The 13,049-nt window shown below is 68.0% G+C and carries 11 protein-coding genes; 7 read left to right on the top strand and 4 right to left on the bottom strand.

Features of this window, described 5'->3' with window-relative positions:
- Nucleotides 1-19: 19 nt before the first annotated feature.
- From ACT3TD_RS06350 to ACT3TD_RS06335, 4 genes are all read left to right on the top strand, one after another.
- Entirely contained in the window at nucleotides 20-1,924 is a 1,905-nt protein-coding gene (locus ACT3TD_RS06350; RefSeq protein ID WP_301443291.1) for a penicillin-binding transpeptidase domain-containing protein, read from the top strand.
- A gap of 11 nt (nucleotides 1,925-1,935) precedes the next feature.
- Entirely contained in the window at nucleotides 1,936-2,820 is an 885-nt protein-coding gene (map, locus tag ACT3TD_RS06345) for a type I methionyl aminopeptidase (RefSeq protein WP_301443292.1), read from the top strand.
- An 84-nt stretch (nucleotides 2,821-2,904) separates the two neighbouring features.
- The gene (locus tag ACT3TD_RS06340; protein ID WP_301443293.1) at nucleotides 2,905-3,504 is read left to right on the top strand and encodes a carboxymuconolactone decarboxylase family protein; all 600 of its coding nucleotides are present in this window, start codon (nucleotides 2,905-2,907) and stop codon (nucleotides 3,502-3,504) included.
- A gap of 189 nt (nucleotides 3,505-3,693) precedes the next feature.
- Nucleotides 3,694-4,464: a hypothetical protein gene (locus ACT3TD_RS06335; RefSeq protein ID WP_441579122.1), complete on the top strand. Its 771-nt coding sequence runs from the start codon at nucleotides 3,694-3,696 to the stop codon at nucleotides 4,462-4,464.
- A 369-nt stretch (nucleotides 4,465-4,833) separates the two neighbouring features.
- On the opposite strand, the gene ACT3TD_RS06330 is transcribed toward ACT3TD_RS06335, so the two are convergent.
- A complete protein-coding gene (locus ACT3TD_RS06330; RefSeq protein ID WP_441582271.1) occupies nucleotides 4,834-5,037 on the bottom strand; it encodes a hypothetical protein in 204 nt (67 codons plus the stop codon).
- 61 nt (nucleotides 5,038-5,098) lie between these two features.
- Between ACT3TD_RS06330 and ACT3TD_RS06325 the strand changes: the two genes are divergently transcribed.
- The gene (locus tag ACT3TD_RS06325) at nucleotides 5,099-6,166 is read left to right on the top strand and encodes a hypothetical protein (protein WP_441582270.1); all 1,068 of its coding nucleotides are present in this window, start codon (nucleotides 5,099-5,101) and stop codon (nucleotides 6,164-6,166) included.
- A gap of 120 nt (nucleotides 6,167-6,286) precedes the next feature.
- Here the strand turns inward: ACT3TD_RS06325 and ACT3TD_RS06320 are convergent, their stop codons facing one another.
- From ACT3TD_RS06320 to ACT3TD_RS06310, 3 genes are all read right to left on the bottom strand, one after another.
- Nucleotides 6,287-7,318, bottom strand: a complete 1,032-nt coding sequence (locus tag ACT3TD_RS06320) for an ABC transporter substrate-binding protein (protein WP_301444029.1) — start codon at nucleotides 7,316-7,318, stop codon at nucleotides 6,287-6,289.
- A gap of 235 nt (nucleotides 7,319-7,553) precedes the next feature.
- Nucleotides 7,554-9,065, bottom strand: a complete 1,512-nt coding sequence (locus tag ACT3TD_RS06315; RefSeq protein WP_301444028.1) for a mannitol dehydrogenase family protein — start codon at nucleotides 9,063-9,065, stop codon at nucleotides 7,554-7,556.
- A 47-nt stretch (nucleotides 9,066-9,112) separates the two neighbouring features.
- Nucleotides 9,113-10,468: an MFS transporter gene (locus ACT3TD_RS06310; protein ID WP_441579123.1), complete on the bottom strand. Its 1,356-nt coding sequence runs from the start codon at nucleotides 10,466-10,468 to the stop codon at nucleotides 9,113-9,115.
- A 157-nt stretch (nucleotides 10,469-10,625) separates the two neighbouring features.
- On the opposite strand from ACT3TD_RS06310, the gene ACT3TD_RS06305 reads away from it, so the two are divergent.
- Together ACT3TD_RS06305 and xylB are read left to right on the top strand one after the other, a co-directional pair.
- Entirely contained in the window at nucleotides 10,626-11,471 is an 846-nt protein-coding gene (locus ACT3TD_RS06305; protein WP_301443785.1) for a DeoR/GlpR family DNA-binding transcription regulator, read from the top strand.
- 1 nt (nucleotide 11,472) lies between these two features.
- Nucleotides 11,473-12,894 carry a xylulokinase gene (gene xylB / locus ACT3TD_RS06300; RefSeq protein ID WP_301443786.1) on the top strand — a complete coding sequence of 474 codons (1,422 nt, stop codon included), beginning with the start codon at nucleotides 11,473-11,475 and terminating at the stop codon, nucleotides 12,892-12,894.
- Nucleotides 12,895-13,049: the final 155 nt, after the last annotated feature.

The raw sequence follows: 13,049 nt of genomic DNA, 5'->3' as shown, positions 1-13,049 counted from the left end.
CGCTGCTAGCGTGACCGGCATGACCCAGATTCTGGGGGCGCCCGGCGCTCGGCCCCCGAGACGCACCACCACCACACGCGCCGGTGTGTCGTCCGTAGCCGGCGTACTGAGCCTGGTGCTCAGCGTCGTACTGGTCACGGTCTCCGCCTGCACCCCGCGTCCGGACGTCGCCGACGACGTGGTCGGTGACTTCCTCGACGCGGTCTCGTCACGCGACGTCGAGGCCGCCGCCCGGCTCACCGACGACGACGCCGTGGCGTCCGACGCCCTGGAGCAGTCCTGGGACTCCCTGCAGGCCGACGGCCTGCAGGTCGACGTGGAGGGCGTGCGCACCGACGACAACGTCGCCACCGCGGACTACACCATGACCTGGGACCTGCCCGGCGAACGCGAGTTCAGCTACGACGCCACCCTCACCGCCACGCGTACCGGCGGGGAGTGGACGGTGCGGTGGCGTTCCTCGGTGCTGCACCCGGACCTGGGCGCCGACCAGCACCTGGAGCTGCGTCGGATGGACGCGCAGGTCGCCGACATCGTCGGCTCCGACGGTGCGGTGCTCGCCACCCCGGGCACCACCTGGCGGGTGGTGCTGGACCTCGACGAGGCACGTACGTCCGGTGGGGTGCAGGGCGCGGTGGGACGCATCGGACGTGTGCTCACCGCTGCGCACGCCGGTGAGGAAGCCATCCCGACGATCGACGAGGCGGCCGTGTCGTCCGCCGCATCGGACGCCTCGGGCACCTACTCGGTGACGATGATCCCCGGCCAGTTCGGCGACCAGCTACGCGAGGAGCTGGAGGCGATCGACGGGGTCCGGCTCAACGAGGAACCGGCGATGGTGCGTCCTGATCCGGGTTTCGCCCCCGACATCATGTCCCGGGTCACCGACCTGGTGGAACCCGAGCTCGAGGGCGAGGCCGGCTGGGAGGTCGTGGCGGTCAACCAGAACGCCTCGGTGGTGCGCACCCTGGAACGCGCCGAACCCGCCCCCGCGCCGGCGGTGAAGGTCAGCCTGTCGCGCGCGGTGCAGGAGGCCGCGCAGCAGGCGGTGGACACCCGTCCCAACGACGAGGCGATGATGGTGGTGATGCGCCCGTCCACCGGTGAGGTGCTGGCGGTGGCGCAGACCGAGGAGGCGGACAAGCAGGGCGACGTGGCGCTGTCCGGCCAGTACCCGCCGGGATCGACGTTCAAGGTGATCACCGCCTCGGCCGGGGTGGAGAAGGAGGGGCTGAACGCCGACTCCTCGGTGGCGTGCCCGGCGACGCAGGACATCGGCGGTCGTATCGTGACGAACTACAACTCCTTCTCGTTGGGCAACACCTCGATGCGCAACGCCTTCGCCCAGTCCTGCAACACCACGTTCGCCCGGATCTCCACGGACCTGGAGCCGGGGGAGTTGAAGGAGGAGGCAGCGAAGTTCGGCCTGGGCCGTGACTACGACATCCCGGGGCTGACCACGATGACCGGCCAGGTGCCCGAGGGCGAGGTGATGCTGGACCGCACGGAGGCCGGCTACGGGCAGGGCCTGGACCTGGCCAGCCCCTTCGGCATGGCGCTGGTGGCAGCCACCGCGGCGAACGGACGTACCCCGGTGCCGAACCTCATCAACACCGACGGGGTGCACACCCTGGACACCGACGGCAATGACGCGGTGGAGGGCGAGCCCCTGGACCCCGGCATGCTGGGCAACCTGCGCGACATGATGCGCGCGGTGGTGACCAGCGGTTCGGGTTCGGCGATCTCCGGTGCCGGCGAGGTGTACGGCAAGACCGGTGAGGCGGAGATCAACGAGGGCTCGCACGCCTGGTTCATGGGATACCGCGGCGACCTGGCGTTCGCCACGATGATCGTGCTGGGCGGCGGGTCGGAGCACTCCGTGGCGGTGACCCAGCAGTTCTTCGACAACCTGGACGGGGAGTAGGCTGGGGCGTCATGAGTAGAGCGCTTCTGACACCCGGTAACCCCACCCCGATCCGGAAGGTTCCGGACTCCATCGAACGTCCGGAGTACGCGTGGCGGGACGAGGTGCAGGAGAACGTCGGTGAGCCCTGGGTGCAGACACCCGAGGTCGTCGAGGCGATGCGCGAGTCCTCCTGGATCGCCGCCGGCGCCCTGGCCGCGGCCGGTGCCGTGGTGGCTCCGGGCGTGACCACCGACGAGATCGACCGGGTCGCCCACGAGTACATGTGCGACCACGGCGCCTACCCGTCCTGCCTGGGCTACCGTGGTTTCACCAAGGCCGCCTGCGTGAGCCTGAACGAGATCGTGTGCCACGGCATCCCGGACTCCACGGTGGTGCAGGACGGGGACATCGTGAACATCGACGTCACCGCCTACAAGAACGGTGTGCACGGTGACACGAACGCCACCTACCTGGCCGGCGATGTCTCCGAGGAGCACCGCCTGCTGGTGGAGCGCACGTACGCCGCCATGTGGCGCGGCATCAAGGCCGTGAAGCCGGGCCGGGAGATCAACGTGATCGGCCGGGTCATCGAGGCCTACGCCAAGCGTTTCGGCTACTCGGTGGTCCGTGACTTCACCGGCCACGGGGTGGGGCCCACGTTCCACAACGGTCTGGTGGTGCTGCACCACGACGAGCCGGCGTACAACACGGTGCTGGAGCCGGGCATGACGCTGACGATCGAGCCGATGCTGAACCTGGGCGAGCTGCCCTACGACATCTGGGACGACGGCTGGACGGTGCAGAACCGGGACGGCAAGTGGTCCGCGCAGTTCGAGCACACGATGGTCGTCACCGAGACCGGTGTGGACGTGCTGACCCTGCGTGAGGACGAGAAGGACCAGACGGTCAAGTAGACCGGTGGTGCCGTCGCGGTCTTGTGGGCGGATTTTTGCCGGGCCGGCCCCGTGGCGGCTTCGGGCCGGGTAGCGTGTTGGGGTATGAACGTATCTGGCCCGGAGTCACTGTCCACACAGGCATCACCCGAGGGTTCGGCGCGGATCACCCGCCCCGGTGAGAAGGTCCCCGGCGTCCGCGAGCTGGGGGTGCTCAACCACCTGATCGCGCGAATCGGCGCGAAGGTGCAGGGGACGGAGACCATGGGGGTGTTCTCCACGATCGGTAGGGCCCGTCGGCTGTTCAAGCCGTGGCTGGTGTACTCGGCGATGATGATGCCGTTCGGTTATCTGTCGCGCAGGGAGACCGAGCTGGTGATCCTGCGCGTCGCACATCTGCAGAGATCCGAGTATGAGGCGGCGCACCACAGGAAGCTGGCGGCGTCGGCGGGGCTGAAGAATGAGCAGATTCAGGCGATGGAAGGGGAGTCGCATGGTCAGACGAGGCGTTGGGGCGTGATCCTGGACGCCGTGGACCAGATCGTGGCGCACGGGGAGGTGGACGAGCCGACGTGGTCGGCGTTGGCGACGTACCTCTCCGACCGGGAGCTGGTGGCGTTGGTGATGCTGGTGACGAACTACGCCGGCCTGGCGACGGCACTGTCCGTGCTGGGGACGCCGGTGGACCGGAAACGGACGTCCTGAGCCGGTCTACAGAAGGATAGTTTTACCCCTGGACACGCTCGTGAATGTGGGTTACCCTGTGGTGGTCCGGCCCGTCGGGGGTTCGGGTGGGGGTCGTGGGGAACAGCGGCTGTCTGGATGTCGTCCCTGGTGGGACGGCGATAATTGAGTCGAAGAGGCGGGGTGGGGCCTATGGTCCATCGGGAGAGCGTGGGAGACGACGGTTCGCATCGGCTGTTGTGGCTGCCGTGCGTGGTCGTCGTCCTGGTGATGGTGATGATGGTGACGGCGTGCTCGCCTGCTGACGGTGAGGCCGGGGATGGGGTGGACGTCGCCGCGGCCGAGCATTCCGGGGACGGCGCGGGGGAGGGGGAAGCTGCGCTTGATGGCATGATCGCGGAACCCGAGGTGACGGACGACGGCCGGATGATTCAGCCTGCGGGACACACCGGCCTCTGGTTCGAGACCAGGCCGTTGGATCCAATGGATAACCTGGTGTACAAGTCCCAACGATTCGTGGGGCAACCTGTCGTCCTGGAGCTGCTCGGGGAGAGGGCGATGATGCCGCAGTGGGAGGACATGCCTGAACCCTGTCATCCCGAAATTGACAATAGAATTGGGCAAATCGGACTCGATGTCGACGTTTCTCCGGATGATGGCTTGGGAATAGCCTTTTGTGGCTTGGTTGCAGCCGACAGTATCAATTCCGGAATTCGTACTTTTGATATTGGATTCGTCGAGGACTATCGTGCGTTTTCCAAGATTGATCAGGACGATCTTGATCCTCTACATGGATATCTCAGGCTGGGGGCGGGGTCGGCGGAGTTGGCGGTAGGCTGCATTGCTGTTGATCAGGTAGCGGTGGGGAGGTATAGCGCGTTTTCGGGAAGTGCAGATAGTGCTGCAAATGTGGAATGTCAGCGTTCGGCTTCGGTGCTTCAATTGTTCAAGAATATCTTAGGTGGGGGATTCTATGTTTAAGTATGACTATGATAGTCTACGGCGAGTTGCTCAGGGGGTCGACTTTGCTAATAGGGAGTTGAATGGCATTGGACTCCATGATGCTGTGACATCTTTGTTTACTACTTCACCTTCCCTGACTGCCGTATCCACTCAGTATGCATCCTATCTTCTCGGTCATCCGGGTTCCCTTGCGGTTGCAACGACGGCTGCGATCTCGAATGTTGGGTGGCTGTATGATTCTCTGGTTCCGCTGGCGAAGTCCTTGCGCGCTCAGGAGATCGCGTCGGAGGGCGCCTTCAAGATGATGTTGGAGTTCGATGAGTCCATGGAGGAGTTTGAGAATTATATCCTCCCTTCGCGCGTCGAGACTCCTATACTGGACCTCGGCTATGTTCCCCCAATTGCGGCCGTGGAGGCGGTGACACCCCTGAAGGCACTGACAGTCATGTTCGCCGGTGACGATAGCGGGATCGTGTCGGCGGCAAATTCGTGGTCGAAGTCGGCCGGAAAAATGATCGTTGCTTCGGAACTGCTTCGCAGTGCCGCCAGCTCACTTGCTTCCACCACGGAAGGTGAAGTCTTCACGAACATCTACGCGGGGATATCGACGATCGCGGAACAGTGCGCTGTCGTCTCGGCCAACTCCACGGCGATGGCGACCTCCATGCTGCAGCTGCCGCCGATCCGGGCGGCCGCGCACACCCAACTCGTCGCCATGGAGCTCGAGTTGGCTGCAGAGGCAACCGCGGCCGGAGCAGCCACCGGAGGTGCCGGGGCCGCGGCCATCGCCGCGAAATCCCAGGCACAGGTCGCAGCATTCGTCGCCGGCTACCTCCAGCCCGCGCTCGACACCGCCCGGCCGCTCGTCACCAACCTCTCGGTACCGGTGACCAGTCACACCGGTGGTGGGGCGCTGACCTCCGCGGGGGCAGCGACCATGGCAGCTGAAGAAGCCATCACCCAGGTCGCCGGTGGCGCAGCGACACCAGCTGCTACCCAGGCCGCCGCGCAGCCCAACGCCGTCGCACAGCAAGCCAGCCAGATCGGGGCGGCCCCAGCGGCGGCGAACCAGGCAGCACCCGTCGGGCAATCGCCGATGGGGCCCACAGGCGGTGCCTACGGCGCACCCGGTGGCGCGCAGGCAGGCTCGCCGACATCCATGGTCGCCGGGCAGAACCAGGCCCTCGGAGCAGTCGGCGGACGCGGGACACCGACCGTCACCCCGGGGACGGCGGCCCCAGGGACCACCACCGGTTTGCGCGGAGGCGTGCCAGGGTCCGTGGCCCAACCCCTTCTCCCCAGAGGCGTCAGCACCGCAACACCCCGCAGTCCCGGTGCCATGCCTCTCGCCGGAGCCGGTGGCTCGTCCAGTCCGGGGGCGGGCGCCGCACACGGAGGCGCTGGTGCCAGGGGAGGAGTCCCGGCGGCAGGCGGGGCGGCCCCTGTGTCCGGTAGCAACAACGCCGCCGGACAACGTGCCGGCGGTAATGGAATGGCAGCCGGGGCAGGAGCGGCGGGAGCCGCCGGTGCAGCAGGGCAGAAGGGCGCCGCCGGCCGGGCGGGCAAGGGCAAGAGCCCAGGTGCCCTGTTCGGGAAGACGGGCCAGGGAACGTCACGTCAGCGCGGCAAGAAGTCCCTCGGCAGCTCGCTGCTCGACAGCTACTTCCGCCGCGAGTACCTCGGCGACAAGGAGACCACCGTGCGAAAGGTCATCCGCTGACCCTCGACGGACGGCAGTGAAGGCCTGCAGACAATGAGAAGGCCCGGGATCAGAATCTGATCCCGGGCCCTCATTCTGTAGTGGGAAAGTATCTCCCCACTACATTTACTGTCGAATCAACTACTCGGCGTCGACGGCGTCCTCGTCGGAGACGATCTGCAGCTGGTCCTGCAGCTGCTCGAGCAGCCACGCGTTGGACAGCGAGGACGGGATGTTCAGCGCGGCCATGACCGCCTTGTCATCCTCGACCACGGCGCCGGACTCGACCTGCGGCAGCTGGCTGTAGCCGGCGATGGCACGGATCTTGTCCATGCCCTCGGTGGCGTACATGCCCATGAAGTTCGCGGCCAGGTCGGACACGCGCTCGTAGGAGATCTGCGCGCGATCGGCGTCGACGTTCAGGGAGCCGTCCGTGAAGGAGGCCGGCAGCGTCATGCCCAGGCGGGAGTAGAACTTGTTGGCGATGTTCTCCGGGTCGGCGATCACGCCGAACTGACCGGCGCGGTCCTGCACCGTCAGGGCGGTCTTGCCCTCGAGGCCGGGGAACTCCTCACGTGCGGAGGCGAAGGCCTCCTCGTCGGCGTCGATGACCTCCTGGGCCTTGTCCTCCAGGCCGTAGATCTCGCCCAGGGCCTGCAGCTGCGGCTCCCAGTTGGCGTCCTCGTCCATGCCGGGCAGCACGTCGGTGACCTTGGACAGCTCGTTGTAGGTGTCCTCGTCGATGCGGTAGGTGTCGCCGACGACCAAGTCGGGATCCTTGGCGGCGACCTCCTCGAGCGGGAAGTCCTCCGAGACGGCAATGCGCTCGACGCCCTCGAGGTCCGGGTTCTTCCAGTCCGCGTTGGCGTCATCGCCACGCTCCACGATCACGTCCGGGGTGATGCCGAGGGCGAGCAGGTTGTCCACGGCGGTACCGATCGCGACGACGGTCTCCGGGTTCGTGTTGTAGGTCGCCTCACCGTACATGTTGTCGATGGTGACCTCGGACTCCTCGGCGCCACCCTCGGCGCTGTCGGAGGAGTTGGTGTCGTCCGAGCTGCTGTCCGAGTCATCGGTGGAGCAGCCGGCGAGAACGAGGCCACCGGCGAGCACGGTGGCGGTCAGGGTCCGGCGGACGGTACGTCCGGTGGAGCGGCGGGCGGTGTGCAGCATGAAGGGGGATCCTCTCCTGGCCCGGCGACGGGGTGGGAATGCCGTGGAGAGCAGTTCGCCGGGCGGTGGTGTTGGTGAAACGTCTCTAACCGTAGGCTACGTTTAACTGTAGCGGGCCGTACCGAACTTACTACAGAGGAAACAACCGCGACAAGAGCCCGTGCGGGTACCGGTCCACCCCCGCCCCACCTGCCATACAGATCACCCCCGTCGGAGGGACGGGGTGGGAGGAGGATCAGCGCTCGGCGAGCAGCATGTCCAGCGTGGCCTCGGCGCCGACCGTGTGCAGCGACTCCAGCACCCGGGTGTAATCGGCGGTGAACTCGGGGGAGTCCACCAGGTCGCCGAACACCTCCCGGTCACGCAGGAACGACAGGGCGTCCTCCCGGTTGTGCGAGGCGGACTCCTTGAGTCGGTCGGCCATCCGGTCGACGACGGTGATCGGTGCACCGTCCTCGTCCACGCCTTCGGCGTAGCGTGCCCAGGACGCCACGATCGCCGCGGAGAGGCGGACGGGGCGTCCGGCGGCGAGGTTCTCGCGCACCACCGGCAGCAGCCACTTGGGGATGCGGTCGGAGCTCTCGGCGCACAGCCGGGCCACGGTGTCCTTGACCGCGGTGTTGCCGAAGCGCTGGATCAGGGTGCGACGGTAGTCGTCCAGGTCCACGCCCGGCAGCGGTCGCAGGGTGGGGGTCGCCTCGTCGGTCATGTAGGCCAGCAGGAAGTCGCCGAAGCGCGGGTCCGCCATCACGTCGTGGACCATGCGGTGCCCGGCGAGGTGGCCGAAGTAGCACAGGCCCTGGTGGGAGGCGTTGAGCAGGCGCAGCTTCATCAGCTCGTAGGGGACCACGTCGTCGACGAGCTGGACCCCGGCGTCCTGGTAGGGCGGACGTCCGGCCGTGAACTTGTCCTCCAGCACCCACTGGGTGAAGTCCTCGGCGACGACGGGCCAGGCGTCGGTGTAGCCGCGCGCGGCGACGTCCTCGCGGTCGGCGTCGGTGGTCTCCGGGGTGATGCGGTCGACCATGGAGTTGGGGATGGCCACGGACGCGTCCATCCAGGCGCCGAGCTCGGCGTCCACGCTGGTGGCGAAGGCGACGAAGGTGGCGTGGGCGACCTCGCCGTTGCCCTGGATGTTGTCGCAGCTCATGATCGTGAACGGCGCGACGCCGGCGCGGCGGCGCTCGTCGAGTGCGGCGGTGACCAGACCGAAGAAGCTCTTGAGCGAGGCGTGGTCGCCGGAGCGCAGGGCCGCGCGGTCGGCGGCGATGAGCTCGGCGTCCTCCACGAACTCCCCGGTGACGTGGTCGATGTTGTAGCCGCCCTCGGTGACGGTGAGGCTCACGATGCGGATCTGCGGGTCGGCGAGCATCGCCACGGCGGCCGCCGGGTCGTCCGGGGCGAAGACGTAGTCGACGATGCTGCCGATGACGCGGGCGTCCTCCGAACCGTCCGGCGCCTTGGTGGTGAGGGTGTAGAGGTGGTCCTGGCCGGCGAGGGCGTCGCGCATGCGCACGTCGGACGGCATCACGCCGAGTCCGACGATGCCCCAGTCCAGCGCCTCGCCCTGGTTCATCAGACGGTCGAGGTACATGGCCTGGTGGGCGCGGTGGAAACCGCCGACGCCGATGTGCACGATGCCCGGGGTGACCTGCGAGCGGTCGTAGGACGGCACGGCGGTGGGGTTGCCGGTGTGCGCGGTGATCTCAGGGACGTCGGGGAGGAGGGAGGTGCTGAGGGTGGGCATGACGGGAGTTCTCCTTGCTGTGGGTGTGTGCTGTGGAGTGGAGTGGGTCAGTTCTGGCGGGCTGCTTCTTCGGCAGCCTTCTCCGCGAGGGGTTCAGGGACGTTGTCGGGCACGCCGTCGAAGCCGGGCTGGTTGCCGCGCAGGGTCAGCGACAGGTAGGCGGCGAAGAGGTAGAGGCCGATCATGATCAGCGTCAGGCCGGTGGCGCCGACCAGCGGGAGGAACACCGCGACCAGCAGCGGGCCGACGGCCACCGCGGCGCCGACGCCGAGGTTGTAGGTCGACATCGCCGCACCCGGGTGCTCCGGGTCGATCGCCACGGCGATCGCCGAGAGCGGGACGTAGCCGGCCAGGGAGACGCCGAACAGGGCGCCGAAGGCCAGTGTCACGCCGTAGACGAGCGGGTCGGGCAGGCCGAGGGAGCGTCCGATCAGCGGGGTGAAGTACACCGCGGCCAGGGTGACGGCGCAGGCGACCGCACCGGCCCAGAACATGGTGGTGGCCCAGCCGAAGCGGTCGCCGATGCGTCCGTAGAGCGGGTTGAACGGGAGGTTTACCGCGTAGATCACCGTGGTGAGGATGAGGAACCAGCCGAGCTTCCAGCCGAGTTCGTCGGTGAAGTAGGCGGGGAAGTACACGGCCATGGCGTAGGTCGGCACCGAGTTGATCGTACGGATGTAGGTCACCCGGCGGGCGCGCTTGTCCCGGGCCAGCAGCTTGAAGCCACGCGAGAGGGTGGCGCTGACCTCCTCGGGGTTGTCGACCAGGGGCTTGCGTCCGACCTGCTCGCGCACGCCGAACAGGGCGATGCACGCGCCGACGATGACCAGGGAGAGCGACAGCCAGAGCGTCTGGTAGAAGTCCAGGTTCAGCAGGGACAGTGAGACGGTCGCGGTCAGTGCGCCGAGGGTGGGCAGGCCGGCGGAGAAGCTCACGTAGAACCAGCCCACGCCGGTGGCCCGGTCCTCGGCGGGGGCCACCGCGGTGATCCACACCAGGAACCCGTAGGCGAACAGCGGGTAGCCGAAGCCTCTGAGTCCGTAGGTGATGAAGATCAGCCACGGGTTGGACGTCGGCAGTGCCAGGCACAGGAACACCAGCTCCAGGGTGACCCAGACGCTCACGCCCAGGATCATCACCCGGCGCGGGCCCCAGAGGTCCGACAGGGCGGCGGCGAAGAAGGCGGCGATGGCGACGGAGATGCCGTAGACGGTGACCAGGGTGCCCACCCGCGAGGTGGAGAACCCGTGGTCGTCGCGCAGGAAGGGCTCGAGGATGTTGGTCTCGACGCCGTCGCCGATCATGAAGATGGTGAGGCCCACGAAGCCCCAGATCAGTGCCCGGGGGATGCCGAGGCGTTCGAGCAGCCGGGGTGTGTCCGGCTGTGTGGTGCTGGAAGTCATCTGTGCTCCTGAAGCGTCAGGCGGGAGGGATGTGGGTCACACCTGGTGGCCCGATGCGATCAACCTACCGCCATTATGTTAGAAAGTCACCACTTACAACAAAAAAATGTTGAAAACGGGGGTTACTTCACATCGCCCCCGTGCTAATGTTGCGCCCATGCCCCCAACGTCACAGCCCGCACCTGCGACGGGAGCCGACAAGCGCCCCGACAAACGCCGCGAGAACATCGTGGCCTACGTCACCCGCCACGGCACCGCCCGCGTCGAGGACCTCGCCCGCCACTTCGAGGTCTCACCGATGACCGTGCACCGCGACCTCGACCACCTCGCCGCCGAGAACCTGCTGGAACGGGTCCGTGGCGGCGCCCGCTCGGTCAGCCCCTCGATGAGCGAGCTGGGGGTTGGCCAGCGCCGCCAACTGCACCGCGACGTCAAGAGCGGACTGTGCGCCCTGGCCGCCGAACTCGTCGAGGACGGGGCGGTGGTCTCCGTCGACGACTCCACCACCCTGGAGTCCCTGGTCACCCTGCTGCCGCAGCGCAGCCCCTCGGCGCTGATCACCCACTCGCTGGCGGCGATGAGCCTGCACCGGCAGCGCACGGGGGCGGGCAACATCCGCCTGATCGGCTGCGGGGGCCAGTACATCCCGGAGACCGACTCCTTCCTGGGGGCGGTCACGTCCGAGCAGCTGCGGCGGCTGTCGGCGGACGTGGTCTTCGTCTCGACCACCGCGGTGCGTCCTTCCGCCGGTGGCGGGCCGGCGATCTTCCACCCGGACACCGAGGCCGCCGAGACCAAACGGGCCCTGCTCGACACCGCCCCGGTGAAGGTGCTGGTCGTGGACTCCACGAAGTTCGGTGCCCCCGGGGTGTTCAAGATCGCCGACGTTACGGAGTTCGACCACGTCGTCGTGGACAATGAGATCAGTGACGCCGACCGCGCCCTGCTGGAGAACACGGGAGCGACCCTCCACGTGCTCGGAGAGATCGAAGGAGACAACTGATATGGCACTCGTGCTGGGAATCGACAGTTCCACCCAGTCCTGCAAGGCACTGCTGGTGGACGCGGCGACCGGGGAGGTCGTCGACGAGGGACGCGCCACGCACCCCGACGGTACCGAGGTCGACCCGCGGGCCTGGGTGGACGCCATGGAGCAGGCGACCGCCGGGTTGCTGGACCGCGCCGACGCGGTGTCCGTCGCCGGCCAGCAGCACGGCATGGTCGCCCTCGACGCCGACGGGGAGGTCGTGCGCGACGCCCTGCTGTGGAACGACACCCGCTCGGCACGCGCCGCCGAGCAACTCATCGACGAACTCGGCGGCCCCGCGGCCTGCGTGGACCTGACCGGCAGCCGCTACGTCGCCTCGATCACCGCCTCGAAGCTGCGCTGGATGCGCGACCATGAGCCGGAGAACGCCGCGCGCACCGCCAGCGTGCTGCTCCCGCACGACTACCTCACCTGGCACCTCTCCGAACGCGGCGAGAAGGTCACCGACCACGGCGAGGCGTCCGGCACCGGCTACTACAGCACCCGCGAACGACGCTGGCTGCCCGAGCTCGCCGAGCGCGCCCTGGGCCACGACGTCGAACTGCCGCGTCTGGCCGGGCCGAATGAGCGGGTCGGGGTCGTCGCCGCATCGGTGAACGCCGCTGCGGCCGAGCGTGGCACCGTCATCGGCGCGGGCACCGGCGACAACCAGGGCGCGGCCTTGGGCCTGGCGCTGCAGCCCGGCGACGTGAGCGTGTCCATCGGCACCTCCGGGGTGGCCTCCGCCGTGGTCCCCGACAGCGTGCACGACTCCGCGGGCATGGTCACCGGCTTCGCCGACGCCTCAGGACGCTACCTCCCGCTGGTCTGCACGCTCAACGCCGCGCGCGTGCTGGACATGGGACGCCGCCTGCTCGGCGTGGACTGGGAGGAGTTCGAGAACCTGGCCCTGGCGTCCGACCCCGGCGCCGGCGGCCTGGTGCTGCAGCCCTACCTCGACGGCGAGCGCACCCCCAACCGTCCCAACGCCACCGGCATCCTGCAGGGCATCACCACCGCCACCACCCGCGAGGACTTCGCCCGCGCCACCGTGGAGGGACTGCTGTGCTCCATGAAGGACGCCGTGGAGGCGCTCGTGGGCGCCACCGGTGTGGAGGCCACCCGCGTGCTGCTCATCGGCGGCGGCGCACGCTCGGCCGCGGTGCGCGCGGTCGCCCCGTCCATCTTCGGGGTGGACGTGCTGGTCCCGGACCCCGCGGAATACGTGGCCCTGGGTGCGGCCCGCCAGGCAGCGTGGGCCCTGTCCGGTGCCGAGAACCCGCCGGAGTGGACGGTGGCGGGCACCTCGCCGGCCTCAGCCGCCTTCAACGGACGCACCGTGCGCTCCTACGCGCACCTGCGCACCGCCACGAAGGACTGGAACTGGGGGCTGGACTAGGCGGTGGGGTTGGTGACCTCTACCGCCACCTTTTCCAGCGCGATGCAGCCCGATCACCCTCCCAGGTAGCGTTTCGGGCCCTTTGCCTACCTGGGAGGGCGACAATTTCGACGGGTGAGTCTGTGGCGTGGTCCAGGCGCGGTCGGGGAGCGGCT

Origin of the sequence: Corynebacterium sp. AOP36-E1-14, from assembly GCF_052377495.1 — a bacterium.
In the GTDB taxonomy this organism is placed as follows: domain Bacteria; phylum Actinomycetota; class Actinomycetes; order Mycobacteriales; family Mycobacteriaceae; genus Corynebacterium.
Note: the sequence above shows the minus strand (reverse complement) of the source record. Positions and strands in the feature narration are given on the sequence as shown.